General features: G+C 44.0%; 18 protein-coding genes. 4 read left to right on the top strand and 14 right to left on the bottom strand.

Annotated elements, in window-relative coordinates; translation table 11 throughout:
• Positions 1-240: 240 nt before the first annotated feature.
• Entirely contained in the window at positions 241-1,134 is an 894-nt protein-coding gene (locus tag JO154_RS10280) for a hypothetical protein (protein WP_291944733.1), read from the top strand.
• 125 nt (positions 1,135-1,259) lie between these two features.
• Here the strand turns inward: JO154_RS10280 and JO154_RS10275 are convergent, their stop codons facing one another.
• From JO154_RS10275 to JO154_RS10245, 7 genes are read right to left on the bottom strand one after another with little or no spacing between them, the layout of a single operon-like run.
• Positions 1,260-2,261 carry a chorismate synthase gene (locus tag JO154_RS10275; RefSeq protein ID WP_291944732.1) on the bottom strand — a complete coding sequence of 334 codons (1,002 nt, stop codon included), beginning with the start codon at positions 2,259-2,261 and terminating at the stop codon, positions 1,260-1,262.
• 44 nt (positions 2,262-2,305) lie between these two features.
• Positions 2,306-3,574 (bottom strand): 3-phosphoshikimate 1-carboxyvinyltransferase, encoded by a 1,269-nt coding sequence (aroA, locus tag JO154_RS10270; RefSeq protein ID WP_291944730.1) that lies wholly within the window; start codon positions 3,572-3,574, stop codon positions 2,306-2,308.
• Positions 3,575-3,615: 41 nt separating this feature from the next.
• Complete coding sequence (gene aroB / locus JO154_RS10265; RefSeq protein WP_291944725.1) at positions 3,616-4,641, bottom strand: 3-dehydroquinate synthase; 1,026 nt, start codon at positions 4,639-4,641, stop codon at positions 3,616-3,618.
• Positions 4,642-4,645: 4 nt separating this feature from the next.
• Complete coding sequence (locus JO154_RS10260; protein ID WP_291944721.1) at positions 4,646-5,755, bottom strand: chorismate mutase; 1,110 nt, start codon at positions 5,753-5,755, stop codon at positions 4,646-4,648.
• A 34-nt stretch (positions 5,756-5,789) separates the two neighbouring features.
• Positions 5,790-6,632, bottom strand: a complete 843-nt coding sequence (locus tag JO154_RS10255; protein WP_291944718.1) for a prephenate dehydrogenase — start codon at positions 6,630-6,632, stop codon at positions 5,790-5,792.
• Positions 6,633-6,637: 5 nt separating this feature from the next.
• Positions 6,638-7,804: an aminotransferase class I/II-fold pyridoxal phosphate-dependent enzyme gene (locus tag JO154_RS10250; protein ID WP_291944716.1), complete on the bottom strand. Its 1,167-nt coding sequence runs from the start codon at positions 7,802-7,804 to the stop codon at positions 6,638-6,640.
• Positions 7,805-7,816: 12 nt separating this feature from the next.
• On the bottom strand, positions 7,817-8,641 hold the full coding sequence (locus JO154_RS10245) for a prephenate dehydratase (RefSeq protein ID WP_291944713.1): 825 nt from the start codon (positions 8,639-8,641) through the stop codon (positions 7,817-7,819).
• A gap of 898 nt (positions 8,642-9,539) precedes the next feature.
• Here JO154_RS10245 and JO154_RS10240 point away from each other — a divergent pair.
• Positions 9,540-9,941: a hypothetical protein gene (locus JO154_RS10240; protein ID WP_291944710.1), complete on the top strand. Its 402-nt coding sequence runs from the start codon at positions 9,540-9,542 to the stop codon at positions 9,939-9,941.
• A 497-nt stretch (positions 9,942-10,438) separates the two neighbouring features.
• On the opposite strand, the gene JO154_RS10235 is transcribed toward JO154_RS10240, so the two are convergent.
• Complete coding sequence (locus JO154_RS10235) at positions 10,439-10,672, bottom strand: hypothetical protein (RefSeq protein WP_291944707.1); 234 nt, start codon at positions 10,670-10,672, stop codon at positions 10,439-10,441.
• A gap of 133 nt (positions 10,673-10,805) precedes the next feature.
• Between JO154_RS10235 and JO154_RS10230 the strand changes: the two genes are divergently transcribed.
• Both JO154_RS10230 and JO154_RS10225 read left to right on the top strand, forming a co-directional pair.
• Complete coding sequence (locus JO154_RS10230; protein WP_291944704.1) at positions 10,806-11,381, top strand: sigma-70 family RNA polymerase sigma factor; 576 nt, start codon at positions 10,806-10,808, stop codon at positions 11,379-11,381.
• Positions 11,382-11,387: 6 nt separating this feature from the next.
• Complete coding sequence (locus JO154_RS10225; protein ID WP_291944700.1) at positions 11,388-12,482, top strand: S1C family serine protease; 1,095 nt, start codon at positions 11,388-11,390, stop codon at positions 12,480-12,482.
• Between the two features lie 1,109 nt (positions 12,483-13,591).
• On the opposite strand, the gene JO154_RS10220 is transcribed toward JO154_RS10225, so the two are convergent.
• The 6 genes from JO154_RS10220 to JO154_RS10195 form a co-directional block, all read right to left on the bottom strand.
• The gene (locus JO154_RS10220) at positions 13,592-14,308 is read right to left on the bottom strand and encodes a carboxypeptidase-like regulatory domain-containing protein (protein WP_291944697.1); all 717 of its coding nucleotides are present in this window, start codon (positions 14,306-14,308) and stop codon (positions 13,592-13,594) included.
• Positions 14,309-14,509: 201 nt separating this feature from the next.
• On the bottom strand, positions 14,510-15,460 hold the full coding sequence (locus JO154_RS10215) for an aldose 1-epimerase (RefSeq protein ID WP_291944694.1): 951 nt from the start codon (positions 15,458-15,460) through the stop codon (positions 14,510-14,512).
• A 44-nt stretch (positions 15,461-15,504) separates the two neighbouring features.
• Entirely contained in the window at positions 15,505-16,833 is a 1,329-nt protein-coding gene (xylA, locus tag JO154_RS10210) for a xylose isomerase (RefSeq protein ID WP_291944691.1), read from the bottom strand.
• Between the two features lie 21 nt (positions 16,834-16,854).
• Positions 16,855-18,360, bottom strand: a complete 1,506-nt coding sequence (locus JO154_RS10205; protein WP_291944688.1) for an FGGY family carbohydrate kinase — start codon at positions 18,358-18,360, stop codon at positions 16,855-16,857.
• A 90-nt stretch (positions 18,361-18,450) separates the two neighbouring features.
• Entirely contained in the window at positions 18,451-20,127 is a 1,677-nt protein-coding gene (locus JO154_RS10200; RefSeq protein WP_291944686.1) for a sodium/solute symporter, read from the bottom strand.
• Between the two features lie 195 nt (positions 20,128-20,322).
• Positions 20,323-22,701 (bottom strand): glycoside hydrolase family 95 protein, encoded by a 2,379-nt coding sequence (locus tag JO154_RS10195; RefSeq protein WP_291944683.1) that lies wholly within the window; start codon positions 22,699-22,701, stop codon positions 20,323-20,325.
• Between the last annotated feature and the right edge of the window lie 148 nt (positions 22,702-22,849).

Below are 22,849 nucleotides of genomic sequence, written 5' to 3'. Positions count from 1 at the left end.
ATTAGTCGCAATGGCGCACAATCTTAGAAAGAAAATAGCATAAAAATCATGCTAAACTATCGCTTCTAAAAATGAGAAGTACAAAATCATTATAAAAACAAATTATCTAAACGAAGAAGCCGTCTCTTGTTTTGAGACGGCTTCTTTCTTTTCTCTATACACGTTTATCTAGCTCAAATTCAATGTCATTTAAACATGGAATACATTCTATATTTGTTCCCTATTTAACCTATAACCTTCATGATGAGTAAATCCTTAGTACTGCAATACCTTACAACACTTACAATAACCTTATTGGCTGTGGGCACTTCCTGTAAGAAATCAGATGCTCCCTTAACTACCATAGAAGGCATGCAGCCTTACCTTCCACAGGTTATTTATCAATTCAACCTTCCAGCAGATAGCATCGTATACAATGATGATAATACGGTGGCTAAAATGTATCTGCTTGATTTTGACAGTAAGAGTTATTATGGAAACTATGAATTTTCCTATGATAAGGCCAAACGATGCACAAGTGCATTATTTGTAGCCAAAGGCAAAGTTTTGCAGGAAGATACATTACATTATAGCAACGATAACATACAGATAGTCAGAACAAGCTATAACAACGATGAGCCAAAATATACCACTACCTTATTGCTCAACAGCGCCGGACAAGTAATACTGGCAGGTACCAAAGATACTGTACCCAGCATGGTATCCCCTGCTAAGAAGTACCTGATATATAGGGAATATAACTACGATGGCAGCAACTGGACTAAATGTACCTATACAGATGAATACTATTTTACACAGACTAGCGGCATTTATATCTATAAGAACAATATGAAGTGCAACTTTACATATGACAATAAAGACAATAGTTTCAGGCTGTTTTTCTCATTGAATCCTATCATGAATTACTACTTCTATGAAAGGATGAATCCCTTTATTTCCTGTGGCAAGAACAATATCGCCACAGTGGTTGCCGAAAGAGAATACCAAAGTGGCAACCAGAGTGGTAAAGAGGCTTTTTCTCTTACAATGACCTACAAGTCAAATGCCACTACACATGTATTGGAAGAGGTACAACTGACTCGAGCCAATGGAGCTATTGACACTAACCGTTTTAAGTTTATCAAAGCGAAATAAATTATCCTAATCCTTATTTATCACAAGAATGCCAGGCTATACGTACAGCCTGGCATTGTTCTTAGTATGCTATAACAAAATTGCCTGGCATAAAGCCAGGCATTGTTTTGAATCCTCTTTTCCACTTAGGATTGCTTAAACACTCTTGGTCTGCGTTGTTCCAACAGGATGAAATCCGCCAGTACCATCGCTGTAACAGCTTCCAGTACAACAGGAACGCGTAGTGCAATACACAGGTCATGACGACCTTTTACACTGAACGTTTCCACTTCGCCACTTTTAATGTTGAGTGTCTGTTGTTCTTTTGGCGTACTGGAGGTAGGTTTCACGGCTATACGAAACACCAGTTGATTACCGTTGGTAATACCGCCTACCACGCCGCCGGCATGATTAGTAGCGGTTTTACCTGTTTTATCTACAATAGGATCATTATGTTCCAGTCCTTTCATTTTAGCGGCAGCGAAGCCTGCGCCAAACTCAATACCTTTTACAGCAGGAATGGCGAACACGGCATGAGCCAGCGATGATTCCAGCGAATCAAAGAAAGGCTCTCCCAGTCCGATGGGCAGGCCGTCTACTCTACATTCTACCACACCGCCTACTGAGTCTTTTGCCGCAATGGCCGCTTCCAAGCCTTCTTCCGGATCAGGATATCCGCCTACTTCAGTGATCACTGCATTTACCTGGATCGTGTCTCCCAAAATCTTTTTCGCAATCACCCCAGCAGCCACCAGGTTAAGCGTCAAACGGCCGCTGAAATGCCCGCCACCACGATAATCTTCAAAACCACCGAATTTCTCCGTGGCCACAAAGTCGGCATGACCTGGACGAGGAAACTCACGTAATTTCTCATAATCCGTACTGCGGGTATTATTGTTTTCGAACATAATCGTTACTGGTGCACCGGTAGTATGATCGTTGAATACGCCTGATTTCAGGAAAGGAAGGTCTTCCTCTTTACGAGGCGTAGTGCCTCTGGAGCCTCCCTTACGACGTTCCAGGTCGGCCAGGAAATCTTCCTGTTTCAGTGGGATACCGGCAGGCACACCGTCGATATTCACACCAACGCTGGCCCCATGGGATTCCCCGAAAACATTAACCCTGAATATTCTGCCAAAGCTGTTCACACGCTGAAAATTTAAATAAGATAAATATGTTGATATCCGGGCTCTTAGGCATTTACAGCCGTCTCCACTTTGCCGCCAATCTGACGCAGGTGGTCATAGAATTCCGGATAGGATTTATTGATAGCGTCTGCATTTTCAATTACGACCGGAGCATCTGCCGTTAATGCTGCTACAGCACAAGCCATCGCAATACGGTGATCGTTATGAGAGCTGACAGTAGCGCCTTTGATACCAGTACCACCATGTACCAGCATTTCATCGCCGTTCAGCTCAATACGAATACCCATTTTGCCAAACTCCTGCTGCAGTGTAAGTCCACGATCACTCTCTTTGTGAGCCAGTCGGCTTACACCCAGAATTTTCGTAGTACCGTTACAGTTAGCAGCCAATGCTACTAATGGCGGGAAGAGGTCAGGACAATCTGTAGCATCAAATTCAAATGCTTTCAGACCATCCTTTTCGATGTTCATGGTAAACATGCCAGGCAGGATATAAGCACCTGCGGAGCGCAATGCATCCAGAATAGCTTTATCAGACTGAGCTGATTCAGTGTTCACATGGTGTACCTCTGCTTTTCCGGCCACAGCAGCAGCTACCAGCAAAAAGGCAGCGCCACTCCAGTCGCCTTCCACGGTATATTCCTTTGCTTGATATTGTTGTTTTTTACCGAAATGGAAGGTTTCAAAATTTTGTTGCTGAACCTGCACACCGAAATGTGCCATCAGTTGAAGGGTTAAAGCAATGTATGGTTTGCTTTTCAGGTCCTGTACAGTAATGGTAACATTTTCAGCAGCATTGCCATAAGCCATGAGCAGGCCTGTCAGGAATTGGGAACTGAGACTCCCATCGATGGTGATATCGCGGGGTTGCAGTGGTCCCTGAATATGCAGTGGCAGCTTACCTTCGCGGGAAGTAACTTTCACATCCAGTTGTGGCAATACCTCTTCGAAAAAGTTCATTGGACGGGTAGTCAAACTACCATGACCATTGATAGTAATAGCTTGTGATGCCAATGCGGCTATAGGGGTAAACATACGGATACCCAGTCCAGATTCTCCACAATTAATTTCATCAAAGCGGGGCTGGATACCATTGCTGTTGATTTCGACTACATCAGGTTTGCGGATAACGGTGGCACCTAATTTTTCTGCCACATCCATCGCAGCCAAACAGTCGTTGCTCAGGCCCGGATTACGGATAATGCTTTTGCCATTAGCCAGCAGGGCGGCTGCTACCGCGCGCTGCATCGCACTTTTGGAAGGGTTGGCCGTAACCGTTCCGGAAATCCTGGCTGGGAATACAGTAACTTGCATATATTTATTTCGTATAGCCGTTTTAGTTAGTTAGATAAAATTTACAACTGCTGCATCATTGCTTTCAAATCCTCTAATGGAACAGCTTTGGTGGTTGCTTTCCCTATTTCTTCCAGCAGTACAAAGTGAATGCTGTTTTTCTCGCGTTTCTTATCCAGTTTGAAGATGTCGAAAACGGCTGTTTTATCGGAAGTAAATGCCACGGGCAGTTGGTAGTCGGCAATCAGGCGGATGAGGCGCTGTGTATGTTCGGATGGAAAACCGGCCAGTTGTTCAGAGAACCGGGCGGCAGCCACCATACCAATTGCTACTGCTTTACCATGTGCGATATGCTCCAATTTCTCTACTGCATGCCCCAGGGTATGACCGAAGTTTAACCAGCGGCGAGGGCCTGTTTCCAGTTCATCTTCCAGCACTACTTTGGTTTTGGCATCTACTGATTTCTCCACGAGGTATCGCAGTACTTCCACATCGCGAGCGAGCGCTCTGTCTTTATTTACCTCCAGGTAATCAAACAGCGCAGCATCCATGATGCAGGCATATTTGATGATTTCAGCGAAACCGTTATGCCATTCTTCATCTGGCATCGTTAACGGTAACGCATAATCGAAGAGGATAAATTCTGGCTGTGTAATGGTACCCAGTAGATTCTTCTGTTTACCATGACTGACGCCGTTTTTGCCCCCGATAGAAGCATCTACTTGCGCTAGCAGTGTAGTTGGTACGAAGCCGAAAGGAATACCTCTCATATAGATACTGGCTGCAAAGCCGGCCACATCTGTAAGCATACCGCCGCCAATCCCTACCAGGGTGGTTTTGCGGTCTGCTTCATAGCTGATGAGTCCGTCGATGATTTTCTCCACCGTAGCCATGTTTTTCACCTCTTCACCAGCAGGAATGATAATCTTTTTCCATCCCTGTAGTTTAGCACCGTGATGATGTTCAACGTTTTCATCGATCACCAATACGGAGCGGTGAATATCTACATGATTGCCCAGGTGCAGCAGACTTTCCCCGAGGAAATACCTGGAAGTCTGCTGCCTGAATTGATGAGTTTGTATCTTCATACTGTTACTTGTCTTCGTTCATTACCCTGTTCTGGCGGTTGATAGATTCCAGGTGAACAGCATCGAAGTATTTCAGGATGAATTCCTTGGTGAGGCCTAATTTCTCGCCTTTAGCGATATTGCGCTCCAGGATTTCATTCCAACGGTTAGTTTGCAGAATGGTGATATTATTTTCTTTTTTGTAGGTACCGATTTTCTCAGCAATCTTCATACGATTACCTAAGAGCAGCATGATTTCATCATCTACCTGGTTGATTTGCGCGCGCAGTTTTTCCAGGGCAGAGTTGAAGTCTTTTTTATCGGTATGCTCACGACGCCAAACCATCGCATTCAGCATTTCAGCGAATTTCTCAGGTGTAATCTGTTGTTTCGCATCAGACCATGCGTTATCTGGATCTACGTGTGTTTCCACCATCAGACCATCGTAATCCAGGTCGATAGCTTCTTGGGAAACTTCTTGCAGGATATCGCGGCGGCCAGAGATATGAGAAGGATCGCAGATCATAGGCAGTTCAGGCATACGGCGTTTCAGCTCGATAGCCAGGTGCCACATTGGCGCATTACGGTATTGTGTATTACCGTAGCTAGAGAATCCACGGTGGATTAAACCTACTTTGGAGATACCCGCTTTCTGAATTCTTTCCACCGCGCCGATCCAGAGTTCCAGATCAGGGTTGATTGGGTTTTTGATCAGCACAGTAGTATCCACACCTTTCAGTGCATCCGCCACTTCCTGTACAGAGAAAGGATTCACTGTAGTACGGGCTCCTACCCAAAGAATATCCACACCGAAATGCAGGGCATCTTCTACTTGTTTGGCAGTAGCTACTTCAACAGCGAGCGGCAGACCAGTGAGTTCACGTGCTTTCTGGAGCCATGCCAGGCCTTTGGTACCGATACCTTCGAAAGAACCTGGGCGAGTGCGTGGTTTCCAGATACCGGCGCGTAAAACGTCTACCTTACCTGTTTTCTGTAAAGCCAGTGCGGTGGCCAGTACTTGTTCTTCTGTTTCTGCACTGCATGGGCCGGAGATGATCAGCGGCTTTTTGTCCGAAGAAGGATCGGAGAATTTAGTGTTTGCAAGAATTTGCTCCATTGTAGTATGCTGTTCCATAGTATTAAGTTACTGCGTTTTATCAGATTAATGTTTATTTCAGGATTTTCCTGATTTTATTTGACTTTTGAATAAGCTTGTAGAAAGTATCGTAATCCTCTTCTTCCAACAGCGATTTCATTTGTTGCAACTGGTGAATATGTTCCTCCAGTACGTCCAACACATTGCTGCGGTTATGTTTGAAGATAGGCACCCACATATCAGGGGAGCTTTTCGCGAGACGGACAGTAGATTCGAAACCACCGCTGGCGAGTTCAAATATGCGTCCCTGTTCTTTTTCTTTCTTCAGTACCGTTAGTGCCAGTGCGAAAGAAGTGATATGGGAGATGTGTGATACATAGGCCGTATGCAGGTCATGCTCTTCAGCGTTCATGTATACCGTGCGCATTTGCAATTGATCCACCATATTTTCCACCATTTCCAGTGCATCTTCATCGCTGTTTTTCACATCGCAGAGCACCATGGTTTTATGGGTGAAGAGGTTACGAACAGCCGCATCAGGGCCAGAATACTCGGTGCCGGCCATCGGATGGGCAGCCACAAAGCGACCTCTGTTTGGATGACCGGCAACGAGTTGTAAGATATTTTTCTTGGTAGAACCAACATCCATAATTACTTGTCCCGGTTGTACTTTATCCATGATAATGGGCAGTACTTTCAGCACAGCATCCACAGGAATAGCGAGTACAACGAGATCCGAACGCTTCAGCGCCTCTTCCAGGGTAGCCCCTTCATCGATGATGCCCAGTTCTTTGGCACGCTGCAGGTGTGATTCCTGCTGATCTACCCCGATGATATGACTAGCCACACCTTTCTCTTTCAGGCTGATAGCCAGGGAACCACCGATAAGACCCGTTCCTATTATTGTAGCAATCATCGTTATTAATTATTAATTGTGTTTTTTATTCTTTCAATCGCCTCATCAAATACTTTGACATCCTGACAAAGGCTTACTCTGATATATCCGTTCCCGTTACTACCGAAGATGCCGCCAGGAGTAATGAATACGCGGGATTTATATAGTACTGCATCGCTGAGCGTATATCCATTATCATAGGTATCCGGTATTTTAGCCCATACGAACATTCCTACTTGGTTTTTATCGTACACGCAATGCAGCATATCCAGCAGTTGGAAAACTTTTTCTCTACGAGCACTGTAGATTGCATTCAGTTGGTCATACCAGTCTTTACCCAATTCCAGGGCTTTAACAGCTGCCATTTGTAAAGGTTGGAACATACCGGAGTCCATATTGCTTTTGAAGCGCAGCACCTCGTTGATCCATTCTGCTTTTCCTACTAGCATCCCTACGCGCCAACCAGCCATATTGGAGGACTTGCTGAGGGAGTTGAGTTCAAGTACCACATCTTTCGCACCTTCTTCTTGGAGGAGACTTACAGGCTCCTCATTGAGGATAAAGCTGTAAGGGTTGTCGTGGCAGATGAGGATATTATTTGCTTTACCGAAAGCGATTAGTTTCTGAGCGAATGCTCTAGTAGCTTTAGCGCCGGTAGGCATATTCGGGTAGTTTACCCACATCAGTTTCACTTTGCTGAGATCTGTTTTTGCCAGTGCGTCGAGGTCTGGCAACCAGTTGTTTTCAGCGGTCAGGTCATAATCTCTGACAGTAGCGCCGCTGAGGCTCACAGCAGAGCGGTAGGTAGGATATCCTGGGTTGGGTACCAGTGCTTCATCGCCTGTTTGGAGGTAGGTCATACAGATATGCATGATACCTTCTTTTGAACCGATGAGCGGGAGTACTTCCGTATCAGGATTCAGTGTCACATTGTAAAAGCGGTGGTACCATTCGGCCATAGCTTTACGTAGCGCGGGAATACCTTTATACCCCTGGTAAGCATGCGTATTAGGAAGAGCTGCATTCGTGTGCAGTGCTTCCACAACAGAAGGATGAGGAGGCAGATCTGGGCTGCCGATACCGAGGTTAATTACTTTGGTACCCTCTTGATTCATCTGTTCAATTTCGCGCAGCTTTTTGGAGAAGTAGTATTCTTCCGTGCCTTGTAATCTTTTAGCTACCTGTATGTGCATATAATGACCTGATTAAAGCGTTTTACCTTTTTTGTAGATACCTAATACTTTGAGGTGTTCGGTATGTTGTTCAATTTCTTTGAGTGCCTGTTGGAAATCCACTAGGTTATCGAATTCCATATCCGCGTGAAAGTAATAGTTCCATACTTTGGCGGGGATTGGGAAGGATTGCAGTTTAGAGAGATTAATACCCGCTTCTGCTATCCTGGAGAGCACGTTGGCGAGACTTCCGCGTTCGTGGCTAGTTTGGAAATACACGGATGCTTTATTGGCATCAGGTGCGGTTTCAACTGGTTTTTTAGAGACCGCGAGGAAACGTGTATAGTTATTTTTGTTGGTATGAATATTAGGAGCGATGATATCGAGTTCGAATATTTCAGCTGCGAGACTGCCAGCTATTGCTGCTGTAGATTTCAGCTTTTTGTGGCGAACATGTTTTGCGCTGAGGGCGGTATCTTCCGTTTCAACCAGTTTGATGTGGGGGTATTTTTCCAGGAAGTCCATACATTGGAGGAGCGCCATTGGGTGGGAATGTACCTCTCTGATGTCATCCATTGTTTGGCCTGGTAATACCATCAGGTGCTGGTTGATTTGCAGGTAGATTTCCCCGATTACGTGTAGGCCTGAGTTTTTGATCAGGCTGTAATTCGGTAAGATGCTGCCTGCGATGGAGTTTTCGATGGCCATGATACCGGCATCCACATCAGGTTGTGCTTTTACTTTTTTAACTAGTTCCGCGAAAGACGCGCAGTTTTCCGTTTCGATATGTTTACCGAAATACGATTGAGCAGCCACCTGGTGGAAACATCCTTCAAACCCCTGTATCGCAATTTTCATGTGTATGTGATTGATTGAATATTATTTTTAGTTGCTGTAGCAACTAGCTACTTAAAACAGAAAGGGCCCCGACAACGGGACCCTTTGCTATTTGAACTTTGATATGTAAAGTTTGATTATTGCAAACGAGTCCCCGGCTTCTTCGCATAAAAGAAGTAAGAGAAGTAATAAAAAAAGTAGCTAGTGAATTGCTTTTTCATATAATGAATATTGCTAAATCAAAAAGGCCTCCCGTTTCGCGGGAGGCCTTTTGTTAAGTATCTTTTATTTTAGAACACAAATGACCTCCCTATTCCTGGTACCAGAAATAATAAAAGCCAAAAAAACCAAAAGTCACTTGTGTGTTCATTATCGTGTTTGTTGTTTTTCGATAGAACAAAAATACAACGTGATTTTAATTATCCAATAGCCAAGACAGAAAAATACATTTTTTTCAAAAACACAGCCATTTCATTAAACATTTTCCAATACACATAAAAAATGGGCGGGTAGAATTAATGAAAAATGGGGTAATTACATTAATAATGTGAAAGCGGGCTAAGGCAGATTTTGGTATCTGGTCCTATCATATTGATCTGCTGCGAATTATTTTCTATAACCTTCAAAATATTTGGTTACTGCGTTGTGGATGAGTCTATTTAATCATTAATTTTAGAGAAATTACAAGAGTCATGTTTAAGTTAGATTTATTTACCATAGTACTTATTGTGGTTTACTTTTCAATAGTAGTAGGTGTTCCTTTGTTCATGGTTGTGAAAGCTTGTTTCTTTCCGATCAGGAAAATGAGGATTACAGGTAAATCCGGAACCACCGCCGAGTTGGATTTTAGAAAGAAAAATGATGTTGAATCCGTACTACATTTTGCGGATGTATTTCTTGGTCTTAAATAGTAAATCTTTTGGCAAATGTTAAACCCAAGGTCCTCCCCCCTGCCAAAGGAATTACCAACAACATTGATGACATAGCTGGAGCCGGTGGCGGTATGATATTACTGAAGCTGGCCCAAAACTTACCTGAAACCAGTCAACTGAAGTCCTGGTTAATAATTCTTGTGCCTGCATTTACCTTGTTAATGAAATATCTGTGGAGCTTCTGTTCCCCTGAGATAGTCTTTTTCATTAAAGGATACAAATCGAAGCGAGGCAGAAGAAGATTAATCACCCAAATCGATAATTTATTGAATGACCATTCTATCAGTGAGGCAAGTAAAGCAATGCTTCGAGAAAAAATAGAAAGGACAAAATTGTCTACTATAGAAGAATTGGAAGATCATCTCAAGTCGATTTCTTCTGTCGGATGAGGTAATTGATTGTCGTAGGCTTTGGCCAAACTGGAAAGGTATTAATAATTTGAGGAGAAGTAATTTTCCTTAAAAGGAGATGTTTTGCCTTGAAAGAATGGACTGTTATTAACAACTATTGGAAGAGAAACTGGTATAAGCGATAAAATAGGGAGAAGTAATTCTCCTCATTTAGGGATTTGCCTAGAAAAAGGTAGAAAAAGGTAGACGTGACGATACTGGGAGAAGCAATTCTCCTCATTTAGAGGTTTTGCCTAGGTAAAGATAGATGTGATGATACCGGGAGAAGTAATTCTTCTCATTTAGAGGTTTTGCCTGAAAAGGTAAAGGTGAGGATACCAGGAGAAGCAATTTTCCGCTATTAGAGGTGCGGCTTAGGAAGAGGGAGAAGCGATGGTTCAGCCTGAATAGGGCTTGGGATTGTTATAAATTATATAAAAATAATAACCGTCCCGGGATACGGGACGGTTATTTATTAATATGCGTTGTGTTGCAAATTATTTTTTAGCAGCAGCAGAGTCAACAGCTTTAGCTACGGAATCAACTGCTTTTTTAGCAGAGTCAGCAACAGCACCTACTGCTTGGTTAGCAGCGTTTGCAGCAGAGTCAATTGCTTGAGTTGCTTGAGTTGCAGTAGAGTCAGCAGCTTTTTGTTCTGCACCACCACCGCAAGCAACTGCGAAAATACCGAAAGCGAGAGCTAAGAAACCAAATTTGATAACGTTCTTCATTGTACAATAATTTAGGATGTTTTTTGAATGATTTACCTTTTATACCCAGATCACCCAAAAGGTAACCCATTGTTTTAAAAAATTTTTTTTTCGGTACTTTGGGTTACCAAAAGCCTTTTAACTGTATTAAAGAGTGAAGCATATTCAAGACATAGGAAAAGACAAGGATTTATTGCTGGGATTGGCAAAAAGTGATGGTAAATCATTGGAAATCATCTATTCAGAGAACTTTCCGGTTGTTTTACGCATGATTTTGCAGCATAATGGGTCTGAGGATGATGCCAAGGATGTGTTCCAGGAGGCCATAATTGTATTATATGAGAAGGTATGTGGTGGGGATTTTACACTGACGAGCCGGTTAAAAACCTTTCTCTATTCTGTATGTCGTCATCTGTGGCTGAAAAAGTTACAAAGCAACCACGGCCTCTATGCATTACCAGAGGAACTAGAGGAAACTATCCCAGCAACGGACATAATAGATGAACACCAGGCGAAAGATGAGCAATACAAGATAATGGAACATGCGATGGGAAGTCTCGGGCAACCTTGTAAAACCATTCTGGAAGATTATTACCTCCACAAAAAGTCCATGCAGGAAATAGCGGAGAAATTTGGCTATACTAATTCAGAGAACGCCAAAACCCAGAAGTACAAGTGTCTGATGCGACTCAAAAAAATATTTTTCGATAAATACAATACATCATTATAAGCAGCCATGAAAGAAGATTTGTTTCTGATCAGCGAAATTGAGCGTTACCTGGAAGGGGAAATGAGCGTGCAGGAGAAAGCTGCCTTTGATGAACTGCGTCGTACCAATCCTCAAATTAACCGCCAGGTGGAAGAACACCAGCTCCTACTCCAGGGACTGGACCACATGAGCCGTCGTCAACAACTCCAATCCCAGATGGATGCTATCCACGGAGAATTGGATATGAGTACTTTATGTATGGAGGCGATGGAAGCCAATCAGGCTGCCAAACGGACCCGCATACGTCGTCGTACAATTACCAATTTGGCTGCCGCTGCCTGCATTGCCTTGGTGACTTCACTGTCTACCATTGCGATTCTACAAAACAACAGCCGCAATAAGTCTACCGCTCAGTATGAGGACGTTAGACGCGTACTGAACAATATTCAACGCTCTCAAAACGCCCTGATCAACGATATTAAAGATAAAAACAAGGCACCAATCAATCCTGGCACCTATGGTGGTACCGGTTTTGCAGTGTCTGGAAACGGTTATATTGTTACCAACCTCCACGTAGTAGCTGGAGCCGATTCCATCTATGTACAAAATACCAAAGGGGAAGCCTTTAAAGCGGTCAGCGTATTTGAAGATATTTCCAGCGATCTCGCGGTTCTGAAAATAGCAGACAGTACTTTTAAAAGTCAACCACTGCCATACGCACTCAAACCTCAAAGTGTTACACTGGGTGAGGAAGTATTCACCATGGGCTACCCAAGAGATGAAATCGTTTATGGCAAAGGTTATATCTCCGCCAAAACTGGTTTCAACGGGGATACAACTGCCTACCAAGTTTCCATACCTGTCAATCCAGGCAATAGCGGCGGACCTCTATTGGACGCTAAAGGCGATATCGTTGGTATTATCACTGGCAAACAAACCACCGCAGATGGCATCGCCTTCGCAGTGAAATCAGCACATCTTAAACGACTGCTGGATGAAATGCCAAAAGATAAGCAACCTAAAAGGGAATGGAGCCATAAAAGCAAACTGGAAGGCCTCAACCGTGTAGATCAGATCAAAAAAGTAGAGGAATTCGTATACCTCGTAAAAGTATACAACTAATCGGGAGTACGGAAAGCTACCACCAACTAACTGTTAATGCAAGAACGACAGTGAACTGGTTTTAGCTCACACTCCATAGTATACAACTAATCCATTCAAGAAAAGTCAATAGATAGCTATAATAATACACTATAGCAGGATACTCCATCTTGCGCTATAGCAATTAACTAGCCTTGATAAATTTGCTGATTAAGCTAATATTCAGTGATTATTTAGAACAATTATGAATTGTTACTTCTTATTTAGGTAACTATTCATTAGATTTGAAATAATTGAGAATAGAGGTAACAGCCAACTATCAGTAAATATGTTCCTCTAACATTAGGCAGCAATCCACCAGAATTGGAATAATTAACAAAAGAGGTTACAGCCAACTATCATTTTCAACCATAGTGAAGTAGTTCCTCTCTTAATAGGCAGCAATTCATCAGCATAGGAATAATTCATAAAAGAGGTAGCAGCAAGCTTGTTAGACCATAGTGAACCAGTTCCTCTTGCATGGGCAACTACTCGTCAGAATAGGAATAATTTGATTTAAGAGCAGCCAGCTTGTAAGGCCATAGTGAACCAGTTCCTCTTGCATGGGCAACTACTTGTCAGAATAGGAATAATTTGATATAAGAGCAGCCAGCTTGTAAGACTATAGTGAAGTAGTTTCTATTTCATTGGCCGCAACTCTTCAGATGCTGGACTATAAATTAAAGCGATGACAATTAACTTTCGTTTTAACTACTAGTGAAGTAGCTCCTCCGATTTAAGAGTAATGCATCAAATTTGGAACTTTTACTGAAGCAGTTTGCAATCAGCTATTGACCACTATAATCAAATGGATCTGGTATCTAGAATAGCCTATCAATAGTCCAAGAAACATAATAAAAAAGACTAAAAACAAGCATTTTTAGTGCAAAAGCATAAAAATTGAAAGTATTCTAAGCTGTGATATGTTGATCTGACACCTAAGGACAATTAAACCCTTCCTTCAGCACAACTAATGGAAAGAAGGCACGTGTCTCCCGAAATTATCACTTTAATCACGTTTTTAACTGAAGATGAAAAATAAAGAAAGGGCCTGCATGATGCAGGCCCTTTCGACTTATATTCAGTCTCTTTTATTTCTTCTTCCAGCTTTTAAATCGGTCTGTAATCCAGTAATATAAATCATTCGTATCCATGCCACGCATCTGATCATAGGTAGGATAATTATCTCGTATGAAATGCTGCAGTGAATCACCCGACAAACCAGTTACCCGACTTACCAATAAAGGAGTAAACCTGGAATCGATATACTTCTCCTCCTCCATCTTTAAGTAATTCTCCTTAAACTGCCGCTTTTGCTTCTCTTTCTTGGAAAAACGGGTGATCGGACTGAAAACAATTCCCGCACCCTGTGGCGTATTTCCCCCTGCCAACGGTTTATTAGGCAAATCCAGGATATAGCCATATTGTTCCCTTCTGGCAATGGAATCCAGTTGATATGGCGAATACTTCGCACTGATATCCACCCCTTTCAGGAATTTACTGGTTACCGTCATTCTGATATTGATCGTCTGTTCCCCAGAAGCCGAAGTAACCGTTACCGTGTCGGAATTATACCCTACGAAAGAAACAGTAAGCCTATCTCCACGAGAGGCCGTAATCCTGTAAAACCCACCCTGGTCTGTAACGGAATGCTTTCCAGTTTTGAGGTTAGTAACGGTGGCATAAGGCAACACCAACCGGTTGGTATCAGATACCACCCCGGATACCGTCACCTGCGCCTGAACGAGCTGTATGGTTAACCATCCCCATGCACAGCATAAGGCCAAAATGCGGGCAAATTGCTTCATAATTTTCCTGTATTAGTTTAAATCCTAACGAACAACTCTTTCATTTCAACAGCTCAGACACTTCTTATGTTCAAGTTATTAACAATACAATATTAGGGGTTTAGTCTTTTATTAAAGCAAAAAATCCTTGCAACACGCAGTTGCAAGGATCTATGTTATTTGCTGCTGCGCCAGTAGCACAGCCATCTAATTTGTTAATTTTTACAGGATTTCTGTCTTGATGCAGGTATCAAATGTTCTTGTCTCACCTGGCGCCAGTTGTACTAACCCCAACCCATTATTGAAGGCATTGGGAGCACCCGTCAGATTTTCAATGGCAATACTATTGCGATGCGGCGGAATATATATCTGCAATACCGGATAGTTTTCCCCAGGGAAGAAACTGATACGAATCTGCTTTTTCGGATCATACAGTACCGCTAACGGTTGCGCCTGTACGAAATCTAACAGGAAAGAATTGTCCAACTCCACACCCGCTAGCAGCTTACCTTTTGTAAACTCCGTATAAGGCAACACCTTTCCGGTAGGAATCAGCTTGGCGTCGAATTCTACAATTTCCTTTGATGCAAATGTCAGTTCCAGTTCATCAACGGGAGTACCTGTGGTGAAATAAGGATGCCATCCGTCCATCAGCGGCATGATATCATTACTTCTGCTGGTGATACTCGTGCTTACCTGCAATTCATTGCCTGGCAAAAGCGTATAAGTTGCTGTGCAATCATACGCAAATGGATATCCTGCATCGTGCTGTTCATAGCTGTAAGCCAGTGTCAAAGATGCTTTGGTGTCATCGGCATGTTGTGCCACCACTTTGAATGGAGCATCGTACAGTAAGCCATGAATGGCATTTCCCGGCGCTATGGTCTGTTCCAGCACATAGTCTTTTCCATTGAAGGTATACCGAGCATCTTTAATCCTACAGGCATATGGACTTAGTTTTACATTCTTAAAGCTGCTTTTCAAATCCTGCTGCATATCGGCCAGGTCGCGATAACTATCAATCAAATTGAGGGTTTCCGCTCCTTTTGTAACCTTAAAACCGTGCAGCAATGCACCGTGTGCAGGGATGATTTCAACTGTGGCGCCAGCACCATCCTTCAGCGCTACAATATCAAAGCCTGCTTCATGTATTGAATGAATACTAAATCTCATTGTTCCTGTTTTTGAAATAAGGGCTTACAAATTAATTAAAAATATTAAATACAATTGTTAATAATATTTTCCAGCCATTCCTGTTTACCGCTGATCAGCTTAGGTTCCGGACCAGCAGCAGCGAAGTTGCGGAGGTCTTCCAGGGTCAGTTGACCTGCTTCGAATTCTTTACCTTTTCCACTATCGAAGGAGGCATATCTGTCCTTACGGAATTGCTTATACGTAGTTTGTGTCAGTACCTTTTCCGCTACAATGGCTGCGCGTGCAAAGGTATCAATGCCACCAATATGCGCGTGGAAAATATCTTCCAGATCAGTAGAGTTACGACGGGTTTTAGCATCGAAGTTTACGCCGCCACCAGCAAATCCGCCAGCTTCCAGGATGATCAGCATGCTCTCAATCAGGTCATTCAGGTTGGTAGGAAACTGGTCAGTATCCCAACCATTCTGTGCATCGCCACGGTTAGCATCTATGCTTCCCAACATACCAGCATCAGCGGCCACTTGTAGTTCGTGCTGGAAGGTATGTCCTGCCAGGGTAGCGTGGTTTACTTCTATGTTCAGTTTAAAATCCTTGTCCAGTCCGTAATGGCGGAGGAATCCGATAACAGTAGCGCTATCGTAATCATATTGATGTTTCGTAGGTTCGCAAGGTTTAGGCTCGATGAAGAAAGTACCTTTAAATCCTTGTTTGCGGGCATAATCACGCGCCATAGTAAGGAAGCGGGCCAGGTGTTCCTGTTCCCTTTTCATATTGGTGTTCAGTAAAGTCATATAACCTTCGCGGCCACCCCAGAAAACATAGTTTTCCCCATTGAGGGCAATAGTAGCATCCAGGGAGTTTTTCACCTGAGCGCCAGCATAAGCCACCACAGAGAATTCTGGGTTGGTAGAAGCACCATTCATATAGCGTGGATTACTAAATACATTGGCGGTTCCCCAAAGTAATTTCACACCACTCGCCTGCTGCTTTTCTTTTGCATAGGCCACTATTTGCTGCATGCGACTTTCATACTCCGCTACGTTGCTACCTTCGTCTACCAGATCCACGTCGTGGAAGCAGTAGTATGGCAGTCCCATTTTAGTGATGAACTCAAAAGCAGCATCCATTTTATCTTTCGCGCTCTGAACAGCATCGGTGGCGGTCAGCCATGGGAATTGCTTTGTACCAGGACCGAATGGATCTCCACCGGTGCCACAGAAGGTATGCCAGTATGATACCGCAAAGCGAAATAATTCTTTCATTGATTTGCCAGCGATGATCCTGTTTTCATCATACCAGCGATAGGCCAACGGATTATCCGTATTAGGGCCTTCATAGTTGATTTTACCGATGCCTTTAAAATACTCGCTGTTTCCAAGTGTAATACTCATAACTATGTGGATTTTTAAAATTTAGAGATTGTCAGCATTTTCACCGAGGGAAAGTTGCTGTTTCAGTCCATACAGCCAATGACCGTATGCATCCCGGTACTGTTGCTGTAAGTGTGACTGTGGTTCAATCACCGCCAAACATTCCATACCATGGAAGGCTGACTTAAAATTATAATAGCCTGCGCCGGTGGCTGCCCCTCTGGCCGCACCCTGAGCACCGTCTGTATTGTATAGCTCAATCACCACATTGGCAGTATTTGCGAATGCTTCGCGGAAGAGCGGACTAAGGAACATGTTTGCCTGTCCTGCGCGTACACGGTGTATAGAAGGTCCCATTTCTGCCATGATATCCATGCCATAATTCAGACCAAATACAATCCCTTCCTGCACTGCGCGCAGCAAGTGCGCTTGGCTATGAAGATTAAAATCGAGTTGACTAACGGTAGCCCCTATACGCATATTGCCCAAGATTCTTTCAGCGCCATTGCCAAATGGAAATACCTGTAATCCGCCGGCGCCAATAGGTGCAGTGGCGGCCAGTTCATTCATTTCTGGGTAGCTCATATCTCCTACGGCCGATTTCAGCCAACTGTTGGCGATACCGGTACCATTGAGGCACATCAATACGCCATTGCGTACGCCGCCACCATCCATGTTATTGACATGCACGAATGTATTGACTCTGCTCTGGCTATCGTGGGCATGTTGATCGCTGACAGCATATACGACGCCGGAAGTACCCGCTGTGGTAGCAGCTTCGCCGGGCTGTAGTACGTTCAGGGAGAAAGCATTGTTAGGTTGATCGCCAGCTCTGTAAGTAACAGGCGTACCTGGATGAAGACCCAGGATATCCGCGGCAGCTTCCGTTAGTAGGCCTTGCTCTCCGAAGGTAGGCACTATCGTGGCCAGCAATGCGGGATCAATGTTGTAATATTTTAATAGTTCGTCGGCTATGGATTGACGGGTAAAATCCCAGAAGGTGCCTTCAGAAAGGCCAGATACCGTAGTGGCGATTTGACCTGTGAGCTTCATGGCAATGTAGTCTCCCGGTAACATAATCTTATGTATACGCTCATACACATGCGGTTCATTTTCCTGTACCCAGCGCAGCTTGGAAGCGGTAAAGTTGCCTGGTGAATTCAACAGGTGGGTGAGACAATATTTCTCGCCCAATGCCGTGAATGCCTGACGGCCCGTTTCTACAGCGCGACTATCACACCAGATGATAGCAGGTCTCAGCACCTGCTGCTGTCTGTCTACGCATACCAATCCATGCATTTGATAAGCGATGCCAATACCCTTTACAATCTTAGGATCGAAGCTGAATTGCTGTTGCAATAACCTCGTGGCATTAATTATTTCACTCCACCACCGATCCGGGTCTTGCTCTGCCCAACCAGTATGTAAAACCTGCATGGGCATTTCCCTGGAAGGGCTGATAGCACTGGCCAGACATTTACCAGAATCGGCATCCAGTAATGCCGCTTTAATGGAGGAAGAACCTATATCGTAGCCTATAAAATACATATCGAATGATTTTTCGTTGGCAATAGATATTCAGCGGTCGCACCAAAATGGTGCGACCTACTGAAGTTATTTATTTTTAAGATTAAACGACTACCAGAAAACAGTGTAGAGTGCCATCAGGACACCGCAAATCAGCACTGCGCCAACAGTAAAGCCCAGTGATGGTTTGAACATAGAAGCATCGATGGCAAGTCCTTTCGGATTGTCTACGCTCTTAGGATTAGCCAGGGTGATAATCACCATACCAATCACGCAGATCAGAAATACGATACCCATTCTGTCGATGAATGGAATTTCAAACAGTCCTGAATCCGGGTTCATTACAGATAAGCCGATGGCGTTCAGGCCTTCTAAGTTTGCGAATCCAGGGAGGAATTTGAAGAAGAAAGACAGCATCAGACCACCGATCATAGCGAACAGTGCTGCGCTGGAAGTAGTGCGTTTCCAGAAGAAGCCCAGTGCAAACATGGCGAATACGCCCGGAGATACGAAACCGGTATATTCCTGGATGAACTGGAAGCCTCCTTTTTTGTCGATACCGAGGAAGTTAGAAATTACCACCGCAATCACCATGGCTATCACTACCACCCAACGGCCAACGCCTACGATTGTCTTTTCATCTGCATCTTTATTATAGATTTTCTTATAAATATCCAGGGAGAAGATTGTGGAGATACTATTCGCTTTACCAGCTAAAGATGCCACTACAGCGGCGGTCAGGGCTGCAAAAGAAAGACCTTTCAATCCAACCGGCAGCAGGTTCAGCAGTACAGGATAAGCGTTATCCGCATTTAAAGAACCATTTTTCATCATTTCCTGCTGGAACTGACCTTCTTTCCAAAGTACAAAAGCTGCGATACCTGGCAACACCACGATGATAGGCATCAGGAGTTTCAGGAAACCCGCGAACAACAAACCATTACGAGCCGTTTTTAGATCCGCACCCAAAGCACGCTGTGTGATGTATTGGTTACATCCCCAATAGTTCAGGTTTACAATCCACATACCTCCAATCAATACACTCAGTCCAGGTAAGTCCAGGAATTTCGGATTCTCCTTATGGATAATCATGTGGAAATGGTCGCTGGCATGTTGTGTCATCAGTTTGAAGCCATTCAATACGCCTGTACTACCAAACTGGCTGGATACCAGTTGGAGGGCCAGGTAAGTAGTGGCCAGACCTCCCAGGATCAAGAAAAACACCTGGATTACGTCTGTATAACCGATTACCTTCATACCTCCCAGGGTGATGATGATGGCAAATATCGCCAAGCTCACCATACACACGTAGAAATTAATACCAGAAATGGTAGTAATGGCCAGTGCGCCCAGATAAAGGATAGATGTAAGGTTCACAATCACGTACAATAGCAGCCAGAATACTGCCATGATGGTAGCTACCGTTTGATTATACCTGCGTTCCAGGAACTGGGGCATGGTATAGATCTTGTTTTTAAGGTAAATAGGCAGGAAAAAGACCGCCACCACTATTAGCGTAGCAGCTGCCATCCATTCATAAGTGGAAATAGCCAACCCTATATTGAAGCCGTTTCCAGACATCCCGATAAACTGTTCAGCAGAGATGTTGGATGCAATCAGGGAAGCACCAATGGCCCACCAAGTAAGAGAACCTTCAGCAAGAAAGAAATCTTTTGAGTCGGTTGTTGCCTTCTTTTTCTTCTTGTAAATGTAGTACCCGTATCCCGCAACGATGATAAAATAAATGAGGAAAACAAGGTAATCAAGATAATGCAGCGTGTGATTCATAACGTTCAAACGTGGTTGTTAAAATTAATAGCGGAACAATTTAGCGAAATAAATGTAAAAAATACCCTTACATCCCATCAAAACTAAAAACCGCAGTCAAAAATCTGCGGTTTTTAGGGTGGGTTCAAAACTATCATTTTCTGTCACATATCAAAGTCCGTTAACAAAAAATGTAACATTTGACACCCATCAAATTTACCGAACAATACCTTCCAGGGCTACTGTCTGGCCTTTTGCGGGTTGCAGTTGCACGGATTTTCCATTATACGTCACCGTTACCTTTTCACCTGTGAGCGATTTCAAACTGCCTTTTGTAAGCTGATGATCTTTCCAGGAAATACTTACTTCAAAACCTCCCCTGGTCCGGATACCAGAAATATTTCCCTCTTTCCAGGCAGCAGGGAGGGCAGGCAGCAACTCAATTACACCATCATTACTCTGAACTAGGGCCTCAGTGATACCAGCCGCTGAACCGAAATTACCGTCGATCTGGAATGGTGGATGATCATCAAAAAGGTTGCTGTAGATGGATTTCTTAAACAATGCCTGTACGTTTTCATATACCTTCTCCCCATCTTTCAAGCGGGCATAGAAGTTAATGATCCATGCACGAGACCAACCAGTATGGCCACCACCATGCGACAGGCGGTATTCCAGGGTTTTACGGGCCGCGGCATAGAGGTCTGGCGTATGTTCATTGATTTGATTTCCTGGGTACAGGCTGAATAAGTGCGACATATGTCGATGACCTGGATCTTCTTCCTTGTATTCTTTGATCCATTCCAGGATACGGCCGTCCTGCCCTATCTTGGTGGGCGGAAGCTTGCTAATGACCTGTTGCATGCTATCAGCAAAGGCAGCATCTTTTTTCAGTATATGCGCTGCCGTTATATAGCGGGTCAGGAATTCGCGGATAATTTGGTTATCCATCGTAGGACCGTAGGTAAGTGATTGATTTTTACCTGTTACGGGATCTACATACCAGTTTTCAGGAGAGTAGGCCGGCGCGGAAACCAGGTATCCTTCCGGACTTTTCACCAAGAAATCCTTGATAAACTGTGCATGTTCATACATCGCGGGATAAGCGGTATCCGACAGGAACTTCAGATTACGGTTGTAATCATAGTGATCCCAGAAATGCATCAGCACCCAGGTGGTGCCCATCGGGAAAGTGCCGTAAAACATTTCATTCTGTAACCCAGTTTTCCCGAAAGCATCCGTAGCATGGTGCATCGTCCAGCCGCGGGCACCGTACATTTTACGCGCCGTCATACGACCTTCCGGACGAATATTATTGATAAAATTCACCAGTGGCAACACCGTTTCCGACAAATTACCAGATTCCGCTTGCCAGTAATTCATCTGGAGGTTGATATTGGTGTGGAAATCGGACTGCCAAGGGGCATTGATATGATTATTCCAGATACCTTGTAAGTTAGCCGGCAAAACACCTGGTGCGCGGGAAGAACCCAGCAAGAGATATCGACCATACTGGAATAACAACGTGGTTAACTCTGGATCATAGGCCCCATTTTTAACGGCTTGCAACCTTTCATCGGTGGGAATATCCTTTCCATCGGTACCTAGGGAGAATTGTACCCGGTTCATCAAAGCAGCATGGTCTTTCACATGCGCGGCCAGGAGACTTTCCCAAGATTGGCCTTTCAGCTTAGCAGCCGCTTTGTTCAGCAACTGTACAGGGTCTGTATTATCGTTTATAGAGAGACGCGGGAAATCATAGTTGGTAGCGCCATCGATGAGTAGCACTATTTCGCTGGCTCCTTGGATCTTCAGACTGTCGGTTACTGCATTTAGGGTACCGTTCTGTTTCACTACGGTCACAGATCCTGCGAATTTCATATGTTTCCCTTCTGGGCCTTCTGCGGGGTTTGTATCCACAATTTGACCGCTGAGTAAAATACGATTAATGCCTGCTGTGCGGGTAGTGCAATCCTTGTACAAAGTGGTAGCTCCTTTGCTATCGTCTGGGCGGTTCACGTAAATGGTAGTGTTCAGGGCTTTAGGCGTACTGGCGGTAAGTCTTACTACCATTACATTTCCCGGAGCAGAACTGAAGGCTTCTTCTTTATATGTCACGCCCTCTTTCGTATAGGTACTGGTAACAACACCTGTGGTGAGATCCAATTCCCTAGAAAAATTGCTAAACTCCCGCCTATCCATGAGGAGGTTTACATTCATCAGGGTTTGATAGGAACGGAAGCTCCTGGCCAGTGTGGTGGAGTTTTCACCATTTACGGCTACCATGTTGGGACGAGCCAGGGCAGCGGCTTCTGACGTTTTCCCTTGGAACAGGAGTTGTCTTACGGTATCGAGTACACGAAGACTACCAGGGTTAGCGTCATTGAATTTCACGCCAGCCCAAAGGCTTTGTTCGTTCACTTGAATAGTTTCTGATTGGGGATGACTGAAGACCATGCCTCCTAGTCGGCCATTGCCTATGGGCAAGGCTTCCATCCATTTTTCGGCGGGCTGTTTGTACCACAGCTTTAAGGGTTTCTGCTGCGCAAACGTGGAATTGGTCGCCAAGAGGGCGAATACTAGCAACTTTCTCATTGCCCCAAAATATGTAAAATAGAAAGCCCTGTCAATACTGGGGTTAAACGGGTATTAGGAACGGGGATAATAATCTTAGCAATGGATTGCAAAAAGAAGTGAATTTGACGTCTGCGACGTCAAATTCACTTCTTTTTTTTTCGTCGTC

Origin of the sequence: Chitinophaga sp., assembly GCF_019236475.1 — a bacterium.
GTDB lineage: Bacteria > Bacteroidota > Bacteroidia > Chitinophagales > Chitinophagaceae > Chitinophaga.
This window is presented reverse-complemented; position numbering and strand designations above follow the sequence as displayed.

Coding starts and splice junctions, on each gene's coding strand:
- JO154_RS10225 (WP_291944700.1), top strand. CDS start 11,388: ATGAAAGAAGATTTGTTTCTGATCAGCGAAATTGAGCGTTACCTGGAA.
- JO154_RS10215 (WP_291944694.1), bottom strand. CDS start 15,460: ATGAGATTTAGTATTCATTCAATACATGAAGCAGGCTTTGATATTGTA.
- JO154_RS10245 (WP_291944713.1), bottom strand. CDS start 8,641: ATGAAAATTGCGATACAGGGGTTTGAAGGATGTTTCCACCAGGTGGCT.
- JO154_RS10260 (WP_291944721.1), bottom strand. CDS start 5,755: ATGGAACAGCATACTACAATGGAGCAAATTCTTGCAAACACTAAATTC.
- JO154_RS10220 (WP_291944697.1), bottom strand. CDS start 14,308: ATGAAGCAATTTGCCCGCATTTTGGCCTTATGCTGTGCATGGGGATGG.
- JO154_RS10255 (WP_291944718.1), bottom strand. CDS start 6,632: ATGATTGCTACAATAATAGGAACGGGTCTTATCGGTGGTTCCCTGGCT.
- aroB (WP_291944725.1), bottom strand. CDS start 4,641: ATGAAGATACAAACTCATCAATTCAGGCAGCAGACTTCCAGGTATTTC.
- JO154_RS10250 (WP_291944716.1), bottom strand. CDS start 7,804: ATGCACATACAGGTAGCTAAAAGATTACAAGGCACGGAAGAATACTAC.
- JO154_RS10195 (WP_291944683.1), bottom strand. CDS start 22,701: ATGAGAAAGTTGCTAGTATTCGCCCTCTTGGCGACCAATTCCACGTTT.
- aroA (WP_291944730.1), bottom strand. CDS start 3,574: ATGCAAGTTACTGTATTCCCAGCCAGGATTTCCGGAACGGTTACGGCC.
- xylA (WP_291944691.1), bottom strand. CDS start 16,833: ATGAGTATTACACTTGGAAACAGCGAGTATTTTAAAGGCATCGGTAAA.
- JO154_RS10205 (WP_291944688.1), bottom strand. CDS start 18,360: ATGTATTTTATAGGCTACGATATAGGTTCTTCCTCCATTAAAGCGGCA.
- JO154_RS10280 (WP_291944733.1), top strand. CDS start 241: ATGATGAGTAAATCCTTAGTACTGCAATACCTTACAACACTTACAATA.
- JO154_RS10200 (WP_291944686.1), bottom strand. CDS start 20,127: ATGAATCACACGCTGCATTATCTTGATTACCTTGTTTTCCTCATTTAT.
- JO154_RS10235 (WP_291944707.1), bottom strand. CDS start 10,672: ATGAAGAACGTTATCAAATTTGGTTTCTTAGCTCTCGCTTTCGGTATT.